Raw genomic sequence first — 23700 nt, forward strand, 5'->3', positions numbered from 1 at the left:
TTCTAATGAAAATCAGCCATAAGTCAACCGTTTTCGTCAAATAACTAGTGTAATCTTTAAACCGTTTTCTTTCTGTAAATTTCGTGAAAAAGAGCTTAACCACAAATTTTTAAAAATAATGAAAATGAGTTAGACAAAAGGGAATAACATCTATATAATGTATAAAGATTGTGTAATAGGTAGCAAACTAATACAAATGTTAATCATTTCAAATAAAGGATTACCAATAAGGAGCGGATGAACAATGACAAAGCAAAATATTGTCGTTGTGGGTGCAGGTTATGCCGGGGTATCAGCAACAAAATACTTGGCAAAAAAACTTAAAAAAGAAGATGTGACAATCACTTTGATTGATCGTCATTCGTACCACACGATGATGACAGAATTACACGAAGTTGCAGGTGGACGGGTTGAACCAGAAGCAATCCAATATGATCTACAGCACTTGTTTGCTCGACAAAAAAATGTTCAATTAGTGACAGATACGGTCACTGGTATCGATAAAGAACAAAAAGTTGTGAAAACAAAATTAGGCACTTACCCATTCGATCAGTTGATCTTGGGAATGGGGGGAGAACCAAATGACTTTGGGACTCCTGGAGTAAAAGAAAACGGCTTTACCTTATGGTCATTTGAAGATTCAGTTAAAATACGTGAACACATTGAACGTACCGTGGCAAAAGCAGCTTTAGAACCTAACGATGCGTTACGTAAAGCAATGCTGACGTTTGTGGTCTGTGGTTCAGGATTCACCGGAATCGAAATGATTGGTGAATTGATTGATTGGAAAAAACGTTTGGCTAAAGACTACAAATTAGACCCAAGTGAAATTACATTGATGGTTGTAGAAGCAATGCCGACGATTTTAAATATGCTGGATCGTAATGATGCAGCCAAAGCAGAGCGCTATTTAAAGAAACATCAAGTAGAACTACTATTGAATGCACCAATCGTGGAAGTAGCGAAAGACCATATCAAGTTAAAAGATGGTCGTCAGATTCCTACCCACACATTGATCTGGACAGCTGGTGTCAAAGGAACTTCTGATGCTGCTGATTTTGGCTTAGAGTCCGCTCGTGGTCAACGTTTGGTAGCGAATGAATATATGCAGGCAAAAGGATATGAAGATAAAAACATCTATATTATCGGAGACTTGGTTTTCTATGAAGAATTTCCTGGAACACCAACGCCACAAATCGTTCAAGCGGCTGAACAAACAGGTCATACAGCAGCAGCCAATATCGTAGCTTCCATCAAAGGCGGCGAAAAGCATAAGTTTAAAGGAAACTATCAAGGTTTCATGGTATCGATCGGTGCCAAATGGGGCGTTGCCAATTTATTTGATAAGATCCATTTAAGTGGTTTCTTAGCGATTGTGATGAAACACATCGTCAATTTGAAATATTTCTTTGATATTCGTTCTGGCTATTATATGTTCCAATACATGATGCACGAATTCTTCCATATCAAAGACGATCGTAATGTGACACGTGGCCATTCTTCCCGTTATGGAAATGTCTTATGGAGTGTGCCTTTACGAGTGTTCTATGGTCTGGTTTGGTTTATCGAAGCCTTCAAAAAAATTGTTGGTGATGGGCAAGTGTTGAAACCAAGTACTTGGTTTGGTGAAGGTTCATGGTTTACAGGTAACAGCGTGTTCCCTTGGACTTGGGAATACAATGTGACCGATGTAGCAAGTGGGGCTTCCGCTGCTGGCGATGCAACAACAGCAGCTACTGGTGCAGCAACCAGTGGTGCAGGAGAAGCTGCGACACAAGCTACTCACTTTGGTCTAAGTTATGCTTATGGTGAACAGCCTATGGCCGTGATTGAAAAATCACCAGACTGGTTCACGAAAATGATGCAAGTGATCATGCCAAATAATGATGTAGCAATGTTTTTCCAAAAATTCATGGTATTCTTTGAAATTGCTTTAGCACTCGCTTTGATTGCTGGTTTATTTACCTGGTTATGTAGTGCAACGACCATTGTTTTAGTGATTACTTTCTGTCTATCTGGAATGTTCTACTGGGTAAACATCTGGTTTATCTTTGTTGCTTTTGCATTGATGAACGGTTCAGGTCGTGCAATTGGTCTTGATCGCTGGGTGATTCCATGGTTACAAAAAACACTAGGCAATTGGTGGTATGGGAGACCTAAATCCCGATATGGATCAAAATAAAAAATTAGCCTAGAGCTTAAACTGAACAATTTGAGAATAATGGCTGATTGAAGAAAGTTCTGGGGAAACCTAGGACTTTCTTTTGTTTCATGCTAAAATTGGAGAACAGTTCAGCAAGAGGAGGCGTGCGAAAAGATGAAAGAATTTATCAAGAAAAGTTTGCTTAAACCTTGGGATATTTTCATTATCGTTCTTTTGATTGCTCTTTCTTTTTTACCCATCATCGTATTTAGTTATCAACAAGACAATGTAGCTCCTGATAAAGAAGCTGTACTACGCGTTGATGGTGATGAAATCAAAACCTTCCCATTAGTAGCTGGGAGTAAAAAATATACGTATACTTATGAAGATCCACATGGTGATTATAATTTAATCGAAGTTGATGGCGACAAGATACGCATAAAAGAAGCAGATTGTGGCGATCAGATTTGTGTGAGACGAGGGTGGGCTTCTAAGAATGGCGAAACGATTGTTTGCTTGCCTCATAAATTAGTGATCGAGGTTCGGTCAACAGATGGGAGTGACAAAGATGGTCTGATCTATTAGGCTATCCACACCATGACAAAATTACAAAAAATGATTTATATATCTTTACTAGTGGCGCAAGGAGTCATCATTGGATTAATTGAGAACATGATCCCATATCCTTTTTCATTTGCTCCTGGAGCAAAGTTAGGACTTGCTAATTTGATTACCATTGTAGCGATTTTTACGATGAAAAAACGGGATAGTTTTTTATTGTTATGGCTTCGCCTATTTTTAACAACTTTGTTAGGTGGGACGATCTCTACCTTTCTTTATAGTATGAGTGGCGCGTTACTCAGCTATGTAGGAATGCTGTTAGTGAAACAGTTAGGTCCTAAGCGAGTCAGCATTATTGGAATCAGTGCAACAGGTGGCTTTATGCATAATGTCGGACAACTAGTGATGGCTTCGTTCATTGCTCAATCATGGACAGTCATGTTATATCTGCCGATTCTATCTTTCTTAGGTATTCTGTCTGGAATTGCGATCGGGATTGCAGCCAATTATTTGTTGCAACATGTACGTACATTACAACTTTTTCAAAGAGACTATGAGAAAGAACAAAAAGAGAAATGGCAACCGCTTTTTTTGAAAAAATAATGGTTATACAAGGAGTTTTTTTATGAAGCTACATCCAATGTGGAGTGAGTATCCAACTTTGAAAAACGAATTAAACGAGACGTTGAAAAAGATGGAAGATGTTGTCCGCTTAAAGAACAAGCCAGTCGAACAAGCAATCAAAGAGACGATTCATGCGGGAGGTAAACTGCTAAGACCTGCCTATCAATTGCTCTTTTCTCAATTTGGTCCAGAACAAGATCGTGAAAAGGCGATTGCGCTAGCTGCTTCGATCGAAATGCTTCATACTGCTACATTGATCCATGATGATATCGTTGATGAGGCAGATGTTCGACGTGGTCAGCCTAATTTACGTGGTCGATTTGGGAATACGGTAGCCGTTTATGCAGGAGACTATTTATTTGTTTGCTGTTTCAAATTACTTTCAAATTATTCTAATTCGCTAAAGAGCTTACAATCTAATTCTCGGAGTATGGAAAAAGTATTAGATGGTGAGCTTGGACAAATGGACGACCGTTACAATTATCATTTAACTGTGCCGGAGTATTTAGAAAACATCTCAGGGAAAACGGCCGAACTCTTTCAATTAAGTTGTTCAGTCGGAGCTTATGAAAGTGGAATGAATGAACGGTTTGCTCGAAAAGCAGGTTCAATCGGTTTAGCTGTCGGGATGGCGTTTCAGATCATTGACGATATCCTGGATTACACGAAAGATGCGGTCGATATCGGTAAACCAGTATTAGAAGATATGCGTCAAGGCGTGTATTCTCTACCATTGATTTACGCATTACAAACAGATAAAAAAGCAGAATTGATTGCATACTTGGATAAAAAAACTGAGTTGACACAAGAGGAAGCAGAAAGTGTTCGTCAGATTGTCAGGGAAGTCAATGGTGTGACAAAAGCCAAAAAATTAGCGGAAGATTACACAAAAAAAGCCTTAAAGGAAATTAGTAAGCTCCCTGATACAGCCTTTGATACACGTGAGATTCTTTTGTCAGTTACTGAGTTGATTTTAGATAGGGAAAATTAAAGAAAAATACCATAAATCAGCCGCTACAATGGCATATTCTATTTCAAGAATCAAGAAGTAAAAAGAGTAGGCATGTGATGGTTGAACTTGAGAACCTTATTGTTGAGGAATTGCTTCTTGAACGCCGTTTATTCGTTTTTAGATATACCAGAAGAGATTGAGGAAAGTTTTGGCTCAGTCTCTTTTTTATTTTAGAAAAATATTGGATCTATTTCAATCACGTTACTTCTTTATTTGGAAGATCGGTCTAAAGTTTATTCTTTAATTTTACCAATTTTTTTATTTTTAGAAAAAATAGTTGTCAAAGAGTATTGAGAAGAAAGTATGCTAATAATAGATGCCAGTGAAATCAGAGGACTTTGCTGTTGCAGTCTGAAATTTACTTAACTTTAGGCATGTACTTATAAGTGAGACTTTGTATACACAGAAAGTCGCTATCTGTATAAAAGGAGGGATCAGACTATAGGTTACAATCTTTAACTGACTATTCGTAGTTTTGGGGGAAACGACGAATAGAATTTTGAATAACATTCAGCCGGTTTTCTATTTGGGAAATCGGTTTTTTTATAACTGGATGACAAATCCAAAAGATAAGAGTGAAAAAAAGAAATTTTAACGTGTATTATTCATTAAAACAACTATTTTGCGAAACAATCTTTCCTAATTTTGAAAATAATTGTTCTGGACCAAGACTAAAAATATGTTATATTCACTAGTGAAGAAATACAATTAGAAAGGAAGATGTTGAGTGAAAAAACGATTAACAACGGATTTAACCAGAGTAGATGTAAATAAGATTTTAACCCGAATGATCAGTAAAAAAAATCATTTCTCATTTGAAGATATTGAAAAAGAATGTCAAAAACCGTTAACCACGGCGGATAAATTTCTAATTAGGACACTTGTTGTCAAAAAATTTAAGCTGAATGTAGAATATCTTTCATCTAATCAGTTAAAATTTTATCGTGTAAACAAAGAAGCGTGTTTGTAAGTCCTTTTTGTACATAATAAAATTAAAAATGTTGCAATACCATACAAAATAACACAGACCTTAAAGAATAAGGTAAGATAGAACCAGAAAGAGAAAAGGAGGAGAGCTAGGAAAGAAAAAGTGTTGTTGTGTATGGATCAAGAAGCAGCATGTTTGATTGAACAAGATTTTGGGGAAATCCGTTTAATGAAACATTATATATTGGGGAAGCGACAAATAGTAAGTAGAAGTCATACTTATATGACAGAATAGCATCAGAAAAACAAACCTTTTATAGGTGGAAGTTTGTCTGTGGCTTTTGATTGAAACATTCGATACATCAGATCAATGATATTGCAGTTGTATAAAAAAGCACATAGAGGTTTAAAAATTGTGTAGCATTTTTGTTATGAACAGCAATAGCACATAGAATAACAACTTCATTTTACAACTCGCTAAATGAAGGGGCTATGAAGTATTCTGCGAGATCACATAAAAAAGGAACCACCATTGATGAAGAAAGGGATGGGCATTTTTGCCCATCCCTTTCTTTTTGACTTACTCAATGGAGGTTAAACTAATTTCGCCAGAAAAAAGAGTGAGAAATTGGTCTTCTATTTGTACGATCAACTCTCCATGTTCTCCGATTTCTTTAGCAATCCCAGTATAATGCTGCCCTTTTTGGGTAAATTGTACTTTTTTTCCAAGAACGAAAGACTTTTCACGATAAAGTGTTAAGTATTCGTCTGTGGGTTCTGAAAGATAGTGAAAGAAATTTTTCCAAATTTGACTAATCAATTGATTCCGTGTGATGGATTTCTGACCATCAGGGAAAAGAGACGTTGCTTTCTTTTGAATTGCTTCAGGAAACTGTTTTTGCGGGATGGAAAAATTTAGACCAATGCCAATAATGATCGAACTGATCCCGCCAGTTTCCATGTCACTGATTGCTTCAGATAAAATCCCGCTAATTTTTTTTCCATTTAAATAAAGATCATTGACCCATTTGATCGAAGGGTCTTTTTTAGTCAATTCTTGAATGGCTTTCACGCATGCACTTGCTGCAATAACTGTATACTGGGGCAATTCATCAAATCGTTGATTGGGATGGATCAATAAGCTCATATAAATACCTTGTCCAGGGGCTGCAAAAAAAGGACGTCCAAATCGGCCGTGTGCCTGTTCTTGGGTATCGGCGATAAAAAGAGCGGGTCCGATTTCTTTGGTTGCCGCAAGTTTAGCATCTTTCATCGTAGATTCTGATCGTTCTTGTACCGACACCGTCAAATCTGGTATCCAAGGTTCTAATGCTTGGCGAATTTCTTGGGCATCTAACACATCAGAAGGAAGATAACGGTACCCCTTAGCTTGATGCTCAAAATGATAACCTGTTTTTTCTAATTCTTTGATTGCTTTCCAAATACTGGTACGTGACACTTGTAATTGCTGTGCCATTTTTTCACCTGATAAAAAATCAGGAGATTCTTTTAATAGTTGGAGTACTTTATCTTTTGTCGTCATCCATTGCAACTCCTTTCATGTAGTATTGTATCAATAAGAAAGCAGAAAACAAATGAGAAATTTGTCAGTTGTTATGGAAGCGACAGCAGATGATTGCTAACTTAAAAGTACTTGGTCGTCTTTCAATGCAGCGCCACTATTTTGTTTGAACATTTCTAGTAGCTGAGGGACAGTCAAATGTTGTTTTTCTGCCTGTTGAATATCCACGACGATTTGCCCTTGGTGTAGCATGATCAATCGATTTCCGTAGCGGATGGCATCTTCCATATCATGGGTGACCATGAAAGCCGTCAAGTGCTGTTCGCTAATTAATTTGTCCGTTAGTTCCATCACTGTTTTTGAAGTTGCCGGGTCGAGGGCTGCAGTATGTTCATCTAATAAAATCAATTCAGGACGTTGTAAAGTAGCCATTAATAACGTGATCGCTTGACGCTGTCCTCCAGAAAGCAAGCCGATTTCAGTGGTCAAACGATTTTCTAACCCAAGATTCAAGCGTGCGAGATGTTCCTTGAAGAAGGAACGATCTTGCGGCTTGACTCCTCGGAAAAAGCCTCGTTTTTTGCCACGTTTCATTGCTAGTGCTAAATTTTCTTCCACCGTCAATCGGACAGCAGTGCCTAATTTAGGGTCTTGAAAGACACGACTGATTTCTTTGGAGCGAGCAACCACTGACTTTTTGGTGATATCTTTGCCATTCAATAAAATCTTCCCTTGATCCACTGGAAAAGAACCAGCAATACTGTTCAATAGTGTCGATTTACCTGCACCATTTCCGCCAATAATTGTTACGAAATCACCTTGTTTCAATGAGAGATTAACTCCTTTTAGCACATGGTTTTCATTGATGGTTCCTTTTTCAAACGTATGGTGGATAGATTGAAGTGTTAAAACATCAGTCATTGATAGATCCTCCTTTTGCTTTCGTACGCTTAGGTAACTTTAATTTTTGTTGGATTTGTGGAAAAGATAAACAGATAACCAGAACAAGTGCAGAAGCTAATTTTGAATCGCTTGGTTGAACGTTCAACTCAAAAACTAACGCTAAGATAAAACGATAGATCACGGCGCCTAAAATAATTGTCAATAATCGAAGAAGCAATGGTTGGTTTCGAAAGAGGACTTCAGCGATGATGATTGAAGCCAAGCCAATCACGATCGTACCGATCCCAGAGTTTAAATCAGCAAAGCCATTGTTTTGTGCAAGCAACGAACCAGATAGAGCAATACAGCCATTTGAAATCATATACCCAATGATTTTCATCGTATCGGTGTTGATGCCATTTGCTTCACTCATTGCTAAATTATCGCCAGTCGCTCGAATCGCCAACCCCGTTTCTGTCCGTAAAAATAAAACAAGCAACGTGACAACAATCAATGCGACAAGTAAGCCAGCAATCAATACAGCATTTTCTTTTGAAACACCGAGTGATTCTGCCCATGTAAAGACGTTTTTTTGTCCTAACAAAGAAAGATTAGGTGCGCCCATGATCCGTGAGGTAACGGAATATAAGCCAGTCATCGTGATGATTCCAGCTAGAAGTGCCGGAATTTTAAGTTTGGTATGGAGCAGTCCTGAAACTAAGCCAGCTGCTGCGCCTCCTAAAAATCCTAAGAGGCAAGCAACGATTGGGGAAAGTCCATTAGTGATACTGACAGCAGCAATCCCAGCACCTAAAGGGAAACTGCCTTCAGCTGTTAAATCAGCAATATCCAGAATACGAAAAGTAAGGAAGACACCGATTGCCAGTAGTGCCCAAAGCACGCCTTGTGAAGCAGAAGATAAAAAGATACTTATTAAATTAGTCATGATTGTCCTCCTGTAAAATTATTCAGTCTCTTTGATTGTTGTTGGATCGATCCCAAGGGCTTTTGCCATGTCTTTATTGACATATAAGGAAAGATCATCTGCTGATTCAACCGGTAATTCACTCGGTTTTTTGCCAGCTAAGATCTTGGCAGCCATTTCACCTGTTTGTCGTCCTAATTCTTCATAATCAATCCCAACAGTCGCTAAGCCACCTTCTTTGACTTGATCCACGGAACCAGCAACGATCGGTGTTTTTGTTTCTTTGGCTACTTCACCGATAACGCTAGCAGCACTGGCGAATGTATTATCCGTTGGGATGTAGATACCGTCGACATCTTTGGCTAAACTTTTTGTCACTTGTTGAACATCATTGGTGGAGTTTGCCGTCAATACTTTGACTTTCACTCCGGCTTTTTTCAATGTTTTCTCGGCTAAGTCTCCTTGGATTTTGGAATTTGCTTCCCCGTTGTTGTACATGATCCCGATCGTTTTTGCTTTTGGCACGATCTGTAATAATAGTTCGATTTGTTTTTCGATCGGTACCATATCCGTTGTACCAGTCACATTTCCACCAGGTTTGTCATTAGAAGAAACTAAGTGTGCTTTTTCTAAGTCGGTAACTGCTGTCACTGTAATAGGAATCGTAGTTGTTTCATTAAGGAGTGATTGCGCAGCTGGAGTTGCAATCCCTAATAATAAGTCGGGTTGGTCTTTCACTAATTTTTCACTCATACTTTTTAGATTGTCTTGATTGTTTTGCGCATTTTGATAGTTGATTGTTAAATTGTCGCCTTCTTTATAGCCATTTTCTGCTAGCCCTTCTTTGAACCCTTTATATGTAGCATCTAATGAATTGTGTTGAACCAGTTGTAAAACACCGATTGTTTTCGAGTCATCCGATTTTGCTGAGGAACTATTTGCAGTTCCACATCCACCAAGTGCTAGTAATAATGTTGCGCCTAATCCGATCAATAAATTTTTTTCATTTCTTTTTCCTCCTTCAATTTTGAAAACAAAAAATCCATTTAGACAAAACGTCTAAATGGATTGAGTATCGAAAGAGTATGTAAGTAAGAAATCGTGATTACTTTGTACTTTTCGCTTAGCCACTTAACGTAATGTCTACGTGGCTTTTGCGTAATACAAAGTTCTTTAGCCATCATAGATACAAACCAGTTGTTTGGTGTTTGTATCCATAATTCATGAATACAAACCTATCTAAAGTAGCTAAAGTAAAAGTTATTCAATTGTGTCGGGATAAGTTGTATATTCGGTTTTTGCATAAATAAATCCTCCACAAATAATAAATTTTCCTAAGTATAGCGGAGATGTAAGGGGGTTGTCAAGACGAACATTCAGAAAATTCTCAAAATCCATGAATGTTTATTCGATATATTATAGTAAGAAAAGTTTAAGAAAAAATGATGAAAAGAGGAGGGAAACGCCAGGAAGTGTTGACTTTTATGAAAAAAGAGTGTAATATATGAAGTTGCAAAAACTATCTGATGAAGTAAAGGCAGAAACGAAATATTGTCCGTTTCGGCTTTATAATAAGGAAACAAAAATAGAAGCGCATGAAGAAATGGTTTCAAAAGAATGCTCTATTTTTGGTTTTTTTTTGCCTAAAAGCCGCAAAAAATGTCTATTGTTATCTAAATATAATATTTTTAATATTATTGTAACAATTGATCGGGTAGTCTTTTTGAATGACATTTTAGAGGGGTGAAGAGCTTGGCTGGACACGTAGTAAAGTACGGAAAACATCGCGAACGTAGAAGTTTCGCACGAATCAGTGAAGTGTTGGAATTACCAAATTTGATCGAAATTCAAACAGACTCTTACCAATGGTTCCTAGATGAAGGACTAAGAGAAATGTTTGAAGACATTTTGCCAATTGATGACTTCAATGGCAATCTATCTTTGGAATTTGTGGATTATGAATTGAAAGAACCTAAGTATACGGTAGCAGAAGCACGCGCACATGATGCAAATTACTCTGCACCATTACATGTAACGTTACGTCTAACAAACCGTGAGACAGGTGAAATCAAAGCGCAAGAAGTCTTCTTCGGTGATTTCCCATTAATGACTGAACAAGGAACATTCATTATCAACGGAGCAGAACGAGTAATCGTTTCTCAGTTAGTGCGTTCACCTGGTGTGTACTTCCATGGAAAAGTAGACAAAAACGGAAAAGAAGGTTTCGGTTCAACTGTGATCCCGAACCGTGGTGCATGGTTAGAAATGGAAACTGATGCAAAAGATATTTCTTACGTACGTATTGATCGTACCCGTAAGATTCCTTTGACTGTGTTAGTTCGTGCCCTAGGGTTTGGATCGGATGATACGATCTTTGAAATCTTTGGTGACAGTGAAACGTTACGTAATACAGTTGAAAAAGACTTGCACAAAAATGCAAGTGATTCAAGAACAGAAGAAGGATTAAAAGACGTTTACGAACGTCTACGTCCAGGCGAGCCTAAGACAGCCGATAGTTCTCGGAACTTATTGAATGCTCGTTTCTTCGATCCAAAACGCTACGACTTAGCCAACGTTGGTCGTTATAAAGTAAATAAAAAATTAGACTTGAAAACACGTCTATTGAACTTAACATTAGCAGAAACATTGGTTGATCCAGAAACTGGTGAAATCATCGTTGAAAAAGGAACTGTGTTGACTCACCAAGTGATGGAAACATTAGCACCTTTCATTGATAATGGATTGAATTCAGTGACTTACTATCCATCAGAAGATGGTGTTGTGACTGATCCAATGACTGTTCAAGTAATCAAAGTCTTTTCACCAAAAGACCCAGAACGTGAAGTGAATGTGATTGGTAATGGTTATCCAGAATCAGCTGTGAAAACTGTTCGTCCGGCAGACATCATCGCATCAATGAGTTATTTCTTAAACTTGATGGAAGGGATCGGCAACGTGGACGATATCGACCACTTAGGAAACCGTCGTATCCGTTCAGTCGGTGAATTACTGCAAAACCAATTCCGTATCGGTTTAGCTCGGATGGAACGTGTTGTACGTGAAAGAATGTCGATCCAAGATACAGAAACATTGACACCACAACAATTGATCAACATCCGTCCAGTGGTTGCAAGTATCAAAGAATTCTTCGGTTCTTCTCAGTTGTCTCAGTTCATGGATCAAACGAACCCACTTGGGGAATTGACACACAAACGTCGTCTTTCAGCCTTAGGACCTGGTGGTTTGACTCGTGACCGAGCTGGTTATGAAGTTCGTGACGTTCACTATTCTCACTATGGCCGTATGTGTCCGATTGAAACGCCTGAAGGACCAAATATCGGGTTGATCAATAGTTTATCTAGCTATGCGAAAGTTAATAAATTTGGATTTATCGAAACTCCTTACCGTCGTGTTGATCGTGAAACTGGTCGTGTAACGGATCAAATCGACTATCTAACAGCTGACATCGAAGACCACTACATCGTTGCCCAAGCAAATAGCCCATTAAATGAAGATGGTACTTTTGCACAAGACGTTGTTATGGCTCGTGCGCAAAGTGAAAACTTAGAAGTTTCAATCGATAAAGTCGATTATATGGACGTATCACCTAAACAAGTAGTTGCGGTAGCGACAGCATGTATTCCTTTCTTGGAAAACGATGACTCCAACCGTGCCTTGATGGGTGCCAACATGCAGCGTCAAGCAGTGCCATTGATCAATCCACAAGCACCATGGGTTGGTACTGGTATGGAATATAAATCAGCTCATGACTCAGGAGCTGCTTTGCTATGTAAACATGATGGTGTCGTTGAATTTGTGGATGCCTCTGAGATTCGTGTTCGTCGTGACAACGGTGCATTAGATAAATACGCTGTAACAAAATTCCGTCGTTCAAACTCAGGAACAAGCTACAACCAACGCCCAATCGTTCATTTAGGCGAAAAAGTTGAAAAAGGCGATACTTTAGCAGATGGACCTTCAATGGAACAAGGTGAAATGGCGCTAGGACAAAACGTTTTAGTTGGTTTCATGACTTGGGAAGGTTACAACTATGAAGATGCGATCATCATGAGCCGTCGTCTTGTAAAAGATGATGTCTATACTTCGATCCACATCGAAGAATATGAATCAGAAGCTCGTGATACAAAATTAGGACCTGAAGAAATTACTCGTGAAATCCCTAACGTTGGGGAAGATGCTTTGAAAGATCTAGACGAGATGGGTATTATCCGTATCGGTGCGGAAGTCCAAGATGGTGACTTGCTAGTTGGTAAAGTAACACCAAAAGGGGTAACCGAATTATCCGCTGAAGAACGTCTTTTACATGCGATCTTTGGTGAAAAAGCTCGTGAAGTCCGTGATACTTCATTACGTGTACCACATGGTGGTGGCGGGATCGTCCACGACGTAAAAATCTTTACTCGTGAAGCCGGCGATGAATTATCACCAGGCGTAAACATGCTTGTACGTGTGTATATCGTTCAAAAACGTAAAATCCATGAAGGAGATAAGATGGCCGGACGTCATGGTAATAAAGGGGTTGTATCCCGTATCATGCCGGAAGAAGATATGCCATTCTTACCAGATGGAACACCAATCGATATCATGTTGAATCCTTTAGGGGTGCCATCACGGATGAATATCGGACAAGTATTGGAATTGCATTTAGGGATGGCTGCTCGTCAGTTAGGTATCCATGTTGCAACACCAGTATTTGATGGTGCAAGTGATGAGGATGTTTGGGAAACGGTTCGTGAAGCTGGTATGGCTAGCGATGCGAAAACCATCCTTTATGACGGACGTACAGGTGAACCATTTGACGGCCGAGTGTCTGTCGGTGTCATGTACATGATCAAACTTGCTCACATGGTCGATGATAAATTGCATGCTCGTTCAATCGGACCTTACTCATTGGTTACACAACAACCATTGGGTGGTAAAGCACAATTTGGTGGACAACGTTTTGGTGAAATGGAAGTTTGGGCTTTGGAAGCTTACGGTGCCGCTTATACCTTACAAGAAATCTTGACATACAAATCAGATGATGTAGTTGGTCGTGTGAAAACTTATGAAGCGATCGTCAAAGGCGAACCAATTCCAAAACCAGGTGTACCAGAATCATTCCGAGTATTAGTAAAAGAATTACAATCACTAGGATTAGACATGCGTGTCTTGGATATCAAAGATTCTGAAATCGAACTCCGTGATATGGATGACGAAGATGATGATTTGATCACTGTAGATGCTTTGACAAAATTTGCTGAACAGCAAACAGCCAAAGAATTAGAAAAGAAAGCTGCTGAACAAGTGGAAGATGAAAGACAAGATATCATCCAAAACTTTGAAACCGCAGAAGATAACTTAGACTAATCCGGTCTATGAGCTGTAAGGCGGTCGATGATCAGCCGCCTTGCGGTTTTGCCATTAAACGAAATGGAGGGAACCCCTTTTGATCGATGTAAATAAATTCGAAAGTATGCAAATAGGTTTGGCTTCTCCCGAAAAAATCAGAAGCTGGTCTTATGGTGAAGTAAAAAAACCTGAGACGATTAACTATCGTACCTTAAAACCTGAACGCGAAGGGTTGTTCTGTGAGCGGATTTTTGGTCCTACGAAAGACTGGGAATGTGCCTGCGGAAAATACAAACGTATCCGTTATAAAGGAATCGTTTGTGACCGATGCGGTGTTGAAGTGACACGTTCAAAAGTTCGTCGTGAACGTATGGGTCACATTGAATTAGCAGCACCTGTTTCACATATCTGGTACTTTAAAGGAATTCCTTCTCGTATGGGACTTGTTTTAGACATGAGTCCTCGTGCCTTAGAAGAAATCATTTATTTTGCTTCATATGTGGTTATCGAACCAGGAAACACCAACTTAGAGAAAAAACAATTGTTGACAGAACGTGAATACCGCGAAAAACGTGAACAATATGGACAAGAATTCCAAGCAGCAATGGGTGCAGAAGCAATCAAACAATTACTAGACAGTGTTGATTTAGATGCTGAAGCAGCTGAATTGAAAGAAGAATTGAAATCTGCCCAAGGGCAAAAACGGACTCGTGCGATCCGCCGTTTGGACATTTTAGAAGCTTTCCGTGCTTCAGGAAATGAACCAAGTTGGATGGTTATGGACGTTATTCCAGTTATTCCACCAGATTTACGACCAATGGTGCAATTAGAAGGTGGACGTTTTGCAACAAGTGATTTGAATGATCTTTACCGTCGAGTAATCAACCGTAATAACCGTTTGAAACGCTTGTTAGATTTGAATGCTCCAGGAATCATCGTCCAAAACGAAAAACGGATGTTACAAGAAGCTGTTGATGCGTTGATCGATAATGGTCGTCGTGGCCGTCCAGTTACTGGACCAGGTAACCGTCCATTGAAATCTCTTTCTCACATGTTGAAAGGGAAACAAGGTCGTTTCCGTCAAAACTTACTTGGTAAACGTGTTGACTATTCAGGACGTTCCGTTATCGTTGTAGGACCTTTCTTGAAAATGTATCAATGTGGATTGCCAAAAGAAATGGCGATCGAACTATTTAAACCATTCGTGATGCGTGAATTGGTTCAACGTGAACTAGCTTCTAACATCAAAAATGCGAAACGTAAAATCGAACGTCAAGAAGACGAAGTTTGGGATGTCTTGGAAGACGTAATCAAAGAACACCCAGTATTACTTAACCGGGCACCTACGCTACACAGACTTGGTATCCAAGCATTTGAACCTGTTTTAGTGCAAGGCCGTGCGATTCGTTTGCACCCACTTGTATGTGAAGCTTATAATGCCGACTTTGATGGAGACCAAATGGCCGTTCACGTACCATTGAACGAAGAAGCACAAGCGGAAGCACGTATGTTGATGTTAGCTGCTCAAAACATCTTGAATCCAAAAGACGGTAAACCAGTTGTAACACCTTCCCAAGATATGGTTTTAGGTAACTACTACCTAACAATGGAAGAAGAAGGTCGTGAAGGCGAAGGAATGGTCTTCCGTGACCAAAACGAAGCTGTGATCGCATGGCGTAACGGCTACGTTCATTTACACTCACGTATCGGTGTGAACCCTAATTCATTAGGTGAAAAACCATTTACTGACTGGCAAAAAGAACGTACGATGATTACAACTGTTGGTAAGATCATCTTTAATGAGATCATGCCTCCAGAGTTCCCTTACTTGAATGAACCAACAGACTTCAACTTAACGGTACAAACACCGGATAAATATTTTGTTGAAGCAGGTACAGATATTCCTGCGCATATCAAAGAGCAAGAATTAGTCTTACCATTCAAGAAGAAAAATCTAGGAAATATCATTGCGGAAGTCTTCAAACGTTTCAAAGTAACTGAAACTTCTAAGATGCTTGACCGAATGAAAGACTTAGGGTATAAACATTCTACACATGCTGGTATCACAGTAGGTATCGCAGATATCAGTGTACTGAATGAAAAACAAGGAATCATTGAAAATGCCCATAAACAAGTTGAAACAATTACAAAACAATTCCGTCGTGGATTGATTACTGATGACGAACGTTATGAACGAGTAATCGCTGTTTGGAATGCTGCTAAAGATAGCATCCAACAAAAACTGATGGAAGGGTTAGAAGCGAAAAACCCAATCTTCATGATGTCTGACTCTGGGGCCCGTGGTAACATCTCCAACTTTACTCAGCTTGCTGGTATGCGTGGACTGATGGCTGCTCCGAATGGTCGAATCATGGAATTACCGATCATCTCAAACTTCCGTGAAGGACTTTCTGTCTTAGAAATGTTTATCTCTACTCACGGGGCTCGTAAAGGGATGACCGATACTGCCTTGAAGACAGCCGATTCAGGTTACTTGACTCGTCGTTTAGTTGACGTTGCCCAAGACGTTATTATTCGTGAAGAAGATTGCGGAACAGACCGCGGTCTTGAAATCCAAGCGATTCGTGAAGGAAACGAAATCATTGAATCATTAGAAGATCGTTTGATCGGTCGTTACACACGTAAAGAAGTACGTGATCCAGAAACGAACGAATTGATCATCGCTGGTAACCAATTGATTTCAGAAGATATTGCAAAACAAATCGTGGATGCAGGTGTGGAAACTGTCACAATCCGTTCTGTCTTCACATGTAACACAAAACATGGTGTCTGCAAACACTGTTATGGACGTAACTTGGCAACTGGATCTGACGTTGAAGTTGGTGAAGCAGTTGGTACGATCGCCGCTCAATCAATCGGAGAACCAGGTACTCAGTTGACAATGCGTACCTTCCATACCGGTGGGGTAGCCGGAGACGATATCACTCAAGGTCTTCCTCGTGTCCAAGAAATTTTTGAAGCACGTAATCCTAAAGGGCAAGCAGTGATCACCGAAGTAACTGGTGACGTCATCGATATCTCAGAAGATGCTTCAACTCGTACAAAAGAAGTAACAATCAAAGGGAAAACCGACACACGTACGTATACTGTTCCTTATACAGCACGTATGAAAGTCGCTGAAGGCGATATGATCCACCGTGGTGCACCATTAACGGAAGGTTCAATCGATCCTAAACAATTGTTACAAGTTCGTGATGTATTATCAGTTGAAAACTACTTGCTGCGCGAAGTACAACGTGTATACCGTATGCAAGGGGTAGAAATCGGCGATAAACATATCGAAGTAATGGTTCGACAAATGTTACGTAAAGTCCGTGTAATGGATCCAGGGGATACTGATATCTTACCAGGTACATTGATGGATATTGCTGACTTCAAAGACCAAAACTACAATACATTGGTAGCTGGAGGCGTACCTGCAACATCTCGCCCAGTCCTACTAGGTATTACAAAAGCATCATTAGAAACAAACAGCTTCTTATCTGCTGCATCCTTCCAAGAAACAACTCGTGTCTTGACTGATGCTGCGATCCGAGGTAAAAAAGATCCACTTCTTGGTTTGAAAGAAAATGTTATCATCGGTAAAATCATCCCAGCTGGTACTGGTATGGCTCGTTACCGTAACATGGAACCAAAAGAAGTCGGTGTTGCAAGTGAAAATGTTTATAGTATTTCAGACATCGAAGCACAAATGGCTGCAGAAGATGCAATGAATGAACAAACAAAATAATGTGACACCAAACAGAGCTAAGATGAACATCTTAGCTCTGTTTTTTTTGTCGTGCTAAAGTTGATAGAAACAAACGAAATTGAGAATTTGTTCATTACGGACGAGCATTTTTTCTTATTTTTGTACTTATATAAAAAATTAGTTCCGTGAATCATTGAATTGCTTAGTGAAACTTGCTAAAGGTTGCTGTGCTAGATCACTTTTGTTCATCGTTCAGGTAAAACTGCTATGTAGGGGCGGATGGGTTGAGATTTTTTCAGATAATAAGCGATACATGATCGAATGTGAACCAAATGTTTCAGTAAGTGATGTGAGTGCTTGTTGGGACGAAGGATGTGTGGTATTGAGAATCAATTTTTCAAGTAGATTTTTTGGGTTGTCTTGATCTACTAGCGTACCAGAATTCTTTACTGACTTACTTGGTAAAATTTGTTGAATTTTATCAGTGAAATTATTTTTTTTGGCATAACGTGCCATCCTGCAGTTAAAAATTTTAGCGGTTGTTAATTCAAAATCTGTGGAAAAGTATAATATAAAAGAACTATCCACAAGGAAAAAGAAAAACCGTTTATTCTCTATTGTGGAAAAAACAGTTGAGAGGGAAAAGAAAGTTATCCACAAAAGAGAAAGGAAATAGGAAAAATTGATAAAAATACCGGGAGGGGGTAAAATGATTATTTCTTTCAATAAATGTAAAAAATGTGAGAACAATAAATGGCGTTTAGGTTTAAGTCCTAGGAGTATTGTATATACTTTTAAATAGATGGATAAAAAAATCAAATCAATGAAAAGATTAGTAAAAAAGAAAATACTGCAATACTCTATCTTAATAAAGCAAGCAGGTAAGTATAGGAGTATCGATTCTTTGTTTATTCGTTTCGAAGGTAAGCAAAACAGTATCACCCTTTTATAAATCAAGGTATGATGAAAGACAAAGGGGGATTTTATATGACGAAAAAAGCAGTTTTTGCAGGTGGTTGTTTTTGGTGCATGGTCAAACCTTTTGAAACACAGCCAGGAATCATAGCAGTAACCTCTGGCTATACGGGAGGACATGTCCCAAATCCTACCTATGAACAAGTAACCACAGGAACGACAGGTCATACGGAAGCGGTAGAAATCGAGTATGATCCGTCTCTGGTTTCTTATGAACAGTTAGTCGAAATCTACTGGCAACAAACAGACCCAACGGATGCTTTCGGTCAATTTGCTGATCGCGGAGACTCTTATCGACCGGTCATTTATTATAGCGATGAAGAAGAACGTGAAATCGCTGAAGCATCAAAGAAACAACTACAAGAAAGTGGTCGATTCGATCGTCCGATTGTCACAAAAATCGAACCCCGAAGTGAGTTTTATCCCGCTGAGGAGTATCATCAAGACTATTATAAGAAGAACAAAGTCCACTATAATCTTTACCGAGAAGGGTCTGGACGAGGGAGTTTTTTACGAAAACATTGGTCTGGAAAATAAGACACATTGCATTTTGAAGAATTTCAGTTAGGGATAAAAGCTGGCTATGCTTTGGCTTGCTGTGAATTTAGTGGTTTTTATAATTTTTAGGTAAAGTTATCTAAGTGTCAATGGATCGGCCATCTGGTTGATCCATTTTTTTATAAATCAAGGTTCATTATCGTTTGTTGAATGACAGCAAGCAGAAAAGATACTAAGCTATCAAAAGCGTACGTAATGAGGCAAATAAGCGAAGTCCGTCAAATCATCATCAGTTAAAAGGATCGCATCGTTGATAACCAATAAATAGACAACTAAATTACCACACATGAAGGAGAAAAAGTGCGACACTCAAAAAAGGCACAAAAGGTACTCTTTTAGATTTTTTATCGTGAGAGAGAAAAATAAAGAAAAAAGTAATCCCAATAAACTAGCAAGAAAGAGGAGTTGCATCAGTTGATTGAGAGCTAGACCGCCACTCCAGCTTAAAAGTAATAAAACATCACCTAAACCTAAACATTCACTCCCGTAACGAGTAAGGAAAAAACTGATCAAGAATAAAACAGCAAAACTAAGCCATTGAAATTCTCCTTTGATCAACCAAGTCATCCATAAGATAAACCAGATAAAATAAAGCGTTCTTCCCTCGATCATCAAATAAAAACTATCCATTAAAGAGAGTAAAAAGGCTGACAAAAACCAAAAAACAAGTAACCCGTCTGGGCGCTGTGAAAAATAAAATAGCCAAACAGATAAACAACCATCGATACATTCTGCTATAAAATAAATCGGTGAAAGCTTGCTGCGACAGTTTCGACAACGAAAACGTTGGTAACAGATGGAAAGCAATGGGACCAGTTCATACCAAGCCAATACATGCTGACAGTTGACACAATGAGACCGTGGGTAAATAATAGAGTGTCCTTGTGGCAGGCGTTGTGCCACTAAGCATAAGAACGAACCAATGCAACAACCAATGATAAAATAGAGAAACATAGCGAGGGCCTCCTTTTAAAGAAAGATACGCCAATAACAACCATTTTATTTATTTTTAGTAGAGGTGACAAAATGAAGATTTCGATCGGAGTCGATATCGGTACGACACAAACAAAAGCAGTGGCATTCAACGAGCAAGCTGAAGTCATCGCTTCAGCTTATTTTCTAAATCCGATGATCCAAGAAGCACCAGGAATGGCAGAACAAGACCCAGAATTGATCTTCCACGGTGTATGTACAGTAATCAAAGAAGTCGTCAAACAGTTACCGAAGTCGACAACTATAGAAGTGATTGCCTTTTCAACAGCGATGCACAGTTTGATTCTGTTAGATGATAATAAACACCCTTTGACCCGTATGATCACTTGGGCAGATAATCGTGCGAAAACACAAGCTGAAAAATTAAAAAACAGCCAACTAGGGTTTCACTTTTATCAACAAACAGGCACCCCAATCCATCCAATGACGCCACTAGTTAAAATCCATTGGTTGAACGAAACTCAACCAGAACTAACGAAGCAAGTGGCGTATTATGTGAGTATAAAAGAATATATCTTTTTCCGTTTGTTTGGACAATTAGTCTGCGACTACAGTACAGCCTCAGGCACAGGTTATTTTGATATCCATCAATTCAAATGGGCAGAAGAAGCGTTAAATTACTTATCAATCACTCAAGAACAACTACCTGAAGTGATGCCGTCAACCACGATACTCAATGGATTATCAAAAGAAAAACAAGAAATTTTAGGATCAGAAAATGATATATCATTTGTTTTAGGTGGTGCTGATGGTCCTTTATCTAATTTAGGACTGGGAGCATTTGGCGAAAAGATAGCTGCGTTAACAGTCGGTACCAGTGGGGCATTAAGATTTATTACAGACAAACCACAACTACATCCCGAGATGGAAACCTTCTGTTATGTACTGGATCGTACACACTGGGTGGTCGGTGGCGCAACAAGTAATGGTGCGGGAATTTTTGATTGGGCAAGTCAAACTTTGATGCAAGAAGTAACTCAAGCGGCTATTGATCAAGGCGAAAATCCTTACGATGCCCTTTTCTCAGCAATTACGTTTGTCCCACCAGGAGCGAACGGATTACTCTTTCAGCCCTATTTATTAGGAGAACGAGCTCCTCTATGGGAGGCAGAAGCTTCTGGGAGTTTTTTAGGTTTGCAAAGAGACCACACGGAAAAAGAAATGATGCGAGCTATTCTAGAAGGAATTTGTTTCAATTTAAAAAGGATTTTGACAGGAGTTTGTTCAGAAGATCAATTAACAGAAATCAGAGCTACAGGCGGATTCTCACAATCGCCTGTCTTTCGCCAATTAATGGCTGACGTTTTGGGGTATCCGCTCATTTTCCCGGCGGTGTCTGAAGCCTCCGCTTTAGGAGCCGTTTTCTTAGGGTGGCAAAGTATCGGGAAGATCACTGATTTAAGCGAAGCTATAGAAAAAGTACAGCTTGCTTCACAAGTACCAGTTCAACAAACGGTCAAAGAGACATATCAAAAAATCTTTCCGATTTTTGTTGAAACACAAAAACAAGTAGCGGCAACTTATCAGCCTTTAGCACATTTACGTCAAACTTTAAGTACTATGGATGAAAAATAGGATGAAAAAGTAGAATGACGGAATAAGAGAGGAATAGTGTAAGAACTAGAAAAAACGACTAAAGCAATAGAAAGTCTTTTCTAAGAAATGATAGGATGAAAATCGTTCTCAACTAATTGGTTTTATTGTACTTTTGTCTCAAAGTTTACTATGCTTTTATTGTAGACAAAAGTTAGGAGGAGAAAAGAAAATGAAATTTCCACAAACAAAAGAAGTATTAAATCAATTAGTTGCAGACTTGAGTCAAATGTCTGTTGTTGTTCACCAAACACATTGGTATATGCGTGGACCAGGTTTCTTGACATTGCACCCAATGATGGATGAATTTATGGATGACTTGAATGAACAATTAGATGAAATCTCAGAGCGTTTGATCACACTAGATGGTTCTCCTTATTCAACCTTACGTGAATTTGCAGACAACACCAATATTCCTGACGAAGTAGGCAATTGGGATCGGACTATTCCAGAACGCTTGGAAATTCTTGTGAAAGGCTACCGCTATTTGGCAGACCTTTACCAAAAAGGAATTGAAGTAGCTGGTGAGGAAGGCGACGACCCAACACAAGATATTTTTATCGAATTTAAAACAGCGACTGAAAAACGAATCTGGATGATCCAAGCACATTTAGGAAAAGCACCAGAAATCGATGCGTAAAATGATCATCAACTGATGATATTATATAATAGTAAAAAAACTGCGAGGGAAGTTATTTTCCTTGCAGTTTTTATTTTAGAAGAGAAAGAAACGTTCTTCGTTCTAAAAAAGAATGAGTGCATCACAAGGATACGTGCAATAAAAACGAAAGTTTTGGATTGCTAAGAAAAAACGTTGACATTAAGGGGATTAGCAGGTAATATGTTAAATGGTATTGTTTGCCCCACAAAGAGCCCCGGAAACTCGAAGTGTATGTCAAACATCAGAACTTAAATTGGAGGAAACTAACGTGCGTACAACATATATGGCCAAACCAGGCGAAGTAGAACGTAAATGGTATGTAGTAGACGCAACTGATGTTCCATTGGGACGTCTTTCAACAGTTGTTGCATCTGTACTACGTGGTAAAAATAAACCAACTTTCACACCTCATTTGGACACTGGCGATTTCGTCATCGTAATCAATGCAGATAAAGTGAAATTAACAGGTAAAAAAGCGACTGATAAAATTTATTACCGTCACAGCAACTACCCAGGAGGATTGAAATCAATCACTGCTGGTGAATTGCGTGCTAAAAATTCTCGTCGTTTGATCGAAACTTCTGTAAAAGGAATGCTTCCTAAAAATACTTTAGGCCGCAAACAATTTACAAAATTGAATGTATACGCTGGAGCTGAGCATCCACATGCAGCACAACAACCAGAAGTTTTAGACATTACAAACTTAATCTAATAGGAGGGAATTTCATTGGCACAAGTTCAATATATCGGCACAGGCCGTCGTAAAAATGCAGTTGCTCGTGTACGTTTAGTACCAGGAACTGGTAAAATTACTGTAAACAAAAAAGATGTTGAAGAATACATTCCACATGCTGACTTGCGTGAAGTAATCAATCAACCTTTCGCTGTTACTGAAACAAAAGGCGCTTATGACGTATTTGTTAACGTAAACGGCGGAGGCTACGCTGGACAATCAGGAGCTATCCGTCATGGTATCGCTCGTGCATTGCTAGAAGTTGATCCTGACTTCCGTCTAGCTCTTAAACGTGCTGGCTTACTTACTCGTGACGCACGTATGGTTGAACGTAAAAAACCAGGTCTTAAGAAAGCTCGTAAAGCTTCACAGTTCTCAAAACGTTAATATATCTTATATATCAACGATTCTGGCACTTTCCAAATTTTGGAGAGTGTCTTTTTTTGTACTTTTGGGAACGACAATGATTTGCATTTATTGGATAAAACAATGTCTTCATTAGATCGTGTTTCCAAAGAGAGTATTCC

At 39.0% G+C, this 23700-nt stretch carries 19 protein-coding genes; 13 read left to right on the forward strand and 6 right to left on the reverse strand.

The annotated features are described in order from the left end of the window. The first annotated feature begins 244 nt into the window (after positions 1 to 244). The 5 genes from EHR_RS04745 to EHR_RS04765 all read left to right on the forward strand — a co-directional run bounded on the left by EHR_RS04745 (position 245) and on the right by EHR_RS04765 (position 5310). Positions 245 to 2182, forward strand: a complete 1938-nt coding sequence (locus tag EHR_RS04745; protein ID WP_010737223.1) for an NAD(P)/FAD-dependent oxidoreductase — start codon at positions 245 to 247, stop codon at positions 2180 to 2182. Positions 2183 to 2317: 135 nt separating this feature from the next. Then, positions 2318 to 2728 (forward strand): NusG domain II-containing protein, encoded by a 411-nt coding sequence (locus EHR_RS04750; RefSeq protein ID WP_010737224.1) that lies wholly within the window; start codon positions 2318 to 2320, stop codon positions 2726 to 2728. Positions 2729 to 2740: 12 nt separating this feature from the next. Beyond that, positions 2741 to 3307 carry a Gx transporter family protein gene (locus tag EHR_RS04755; protein WP_010720692.1) on the forward strand — a complete coding sequence of 189 codons (567 nt, stop codon included), beginning with the start codon at positions 2741 to 2743 and terminating at the stop codon, positions 3305 to 3307. Positions 3308 to 3329: 22 nt separating this feature from the next. After that, positions 3330 to 4319: a polyprenyl synthetase family protein gene (locus EHR_RS04760; RefSeq protein WP_010737225.1), complete on the forward strand. Its 990-nt coding sequence runs from the start codon at positions 3330 to 3332 to the stop codon at positions 4317 to 4319. Between the two features lie 748 nt (positions 4320 to 5067). Then, positions 5068 to 5310, forward strand: a complete 243-nt coding sequence (locus EHR_RS04765; RefSeq protein WP_010737226.1) for a hypothetical protein — start codon at positions 5068 to 5070, stop codon at positions 5308 to 5310. Between the two features lie 537 nt (positions 5311 to 5847). On the opposite strand, the gene birA is transcribed toward EHR_RS04765, so the two are convergent. The 4 genes from birA to EHR_RS04785 form a co-directional block, all read right to left on the reverse strand. Beyond that, entirely contained in the window at positions 5848 to 6810 is a 963-nt protein-coding gene (gene birA / locus EHR_RS04770; protein ID WP_010737228.1) for a bifunctional biotin--[acetyl-CoA-carboxylase] ligase/biotin operon repressor BirA, read from the reverse strand. Positions 6811 to 6906: 96 nt separating this feature from the next. Then, positions 6907 to 7710 carry an ABC transporter ATP-binding protein gene (locus EHR_RS04775; protein WP_010720688.1) on the reverse strand — a complete coding sequence of 268 codons (804 nt, stop codon included), beginning with the start codon at positions 7708 to 7710 and terminating at the stop codon, positions 6907 to 6909. Next, positions 7703 to 8617: an ABC transporter permease gene (locus tag EHR_RS04780; protein WP_010737229.1), complete on the reverse strand. Its 915-nt coding sequence runs from the start codon at positions 8615 to 8617 to the stop codon at positions 7703 to 7705. Before EHR_RS04780 ends, EHR_RS04775 begins: the two co-directional genes overlap by 8 nt. Positions 8618 to 8635: 18 nt before the next feature. Then, a complete protein-coding gene (locus EHR_RS04785) occupies positions 8636 to 9622 on the reverse strand; it encodes an ABC transporter substrate-binding protein (protein ID WP_042969864.1) in 987 nt (328 codons plus the stop codon). A 478-nt stretch (positions 9623 to 10100) separates the two neighbouring features. On the opposite strand from EHR_RS04785, the gene EHR_RS04790 reads away from it, so the two are divergent. The 3 genes from EHR_RS04790 (at position 10101) to rpoC (ending at position 17699) form a co-directional block, all read left to right on the forward strand. Then, a complete protein-coding gene (locus EHR_RS04790; protein ID WP_010720685.1) occupies positions 10101 to 10343 on the forward strand; it encodes a hypothetical protein in 243 nt (80 codons plus the stop codon). Positions 10344 to 10348: 5 nt separating this feature from the next. After that, on the forward strand, positions 10349 to 13966 hold the full coding sequence (gene rpoB / locus EHR_RS04795) for a DNA-directed RNA polymerase subunit beta (protein ID WP_010720684.1): 3618 nt from the start codon (positions 10349 to 10351) through the stop codon (positions 13964 to 13966). Positions 13967 to 14045: 79 nt separating this feature from the next. Then, positions 14046 to 17699 (forward strand): DNA-directed RNA polymerase subunit beta', encoded by a 3654-nt coding sequence (gene rpoC / locus EHR_RS04800; protein WP_010720683.1) that lies wholly within the window; start codon positions 14046 to 14048, stop codon positions 17697 to 17699. 213 nt (positions 17700 to 17912) lie between these two features. On the opposite strand, the gene EHR_RS04805 is transcribed toward rpoC, so the two are convergent. Next, the gene (locus EHR_RS04805) at positions 17913 to 18176 is read right to left on the reverse strand and encodes a hypothetical protein (protein WP_014834392.1); all 264 of its coding nucleotides are present in this window, start codon (positions 18174 to 18176) and stop codon (positions 17913 to 17915) included. Between the two features lie 471 nt (positions 18177 to 18647). Between EHR_RS04805 and msrA the strand changes: the two genes are divergently transcribed. Next, complete coding sequence (gene msrA / locus EHR_RS04810) at positions 18648 to 19172, forward strand: peptide-methionine (S)-S-oxide reductase MsrA (protein ID WP_010737231.1); 525 nt, start codon at positions 18648 to 18650, stop codon at positions 19170 to 19172. Between the two features lie 330 nt (positions 19173 to 19502). On the opposite strand, the gene EHR_RS04815 is transcribed toward msrA, so the two are convergent. Next, positions 19503 to 20147, reverse strand: coding sequence for a prepilin peptidase (locus tag EHR_RS04815; RefSeq protein WP_010737232.1), 645 nt, complete (start codon positions 20145 to 20147; stop codon positions 19503 to 19505). A 72-nt stretch (positions 20148 to 20219) separates the two neighbouring features. On the opposite strand from EHR_RS04815, the gene EHR_RS04820 reads away from it, so the two are divergent. The 4 genes from EHR_RS04820 (at position 20220) to rpsI (ending at position 23560) form a co-directional block, all read left to right on the forward strand. Continuing rightward, positions 20220 to 21761 carry a gluconokinase gene (locus EHR_RS04820; protein ID WP_010737233.1) on the forward strand — a complete coding sequence of 514 codons (1542 nt, stop codon included), beginning with the start codon at positions 20220 to 20222 and terminating at the stop codon, positions 21759 to 21761. 190 nt (positions 21762 to 21951) lie between these two features. Continuing rightward, entirely contained in the window at positions 21952 to 22419 is a 468-nt protein-coding gene (locus EHR_RS04825) for a Dps family protein (RefSeq protein ID WP_010720679.1), read from the forward strand. 304 nt (positions 22420 to 22723) lie between these two features. Then, complete coding sequence (rplM, locus tag EHR_RS04830) at positions 22724 to 23152, forward strand: 50S ribosomal protein L13 (protein ID WP_034686358.1); 429 nt, start codon at positions 22724 to 22726, stop codon at positions 23150 to 23152. A 15-nt stretch (positions 23153 to 23167) separates the two neighbouring features. Then, on the forward strand, positions 23168 to 23560 hold the full coding sequence (rpsI, locus tag EHR_RS04835; RefSeq protein WP_002287505.1) for a 30S ribosomal protein S9: 393 nt from the start codon (positions 23168 to 23170) through the stop codon (positions 23558 to 23560). Positions 23561 to 23700: the final 140 nt, after the last annotated feature.

The organism is Enterococcus hirae ATCC 9790 (genome assembly GCF_000271405.2).
GTDB lineage: Bacteria > Bacillota > Bacilli > Lactobacillales > Enterococcaceae > Enterococcus_B > Enterococcus_B hirae.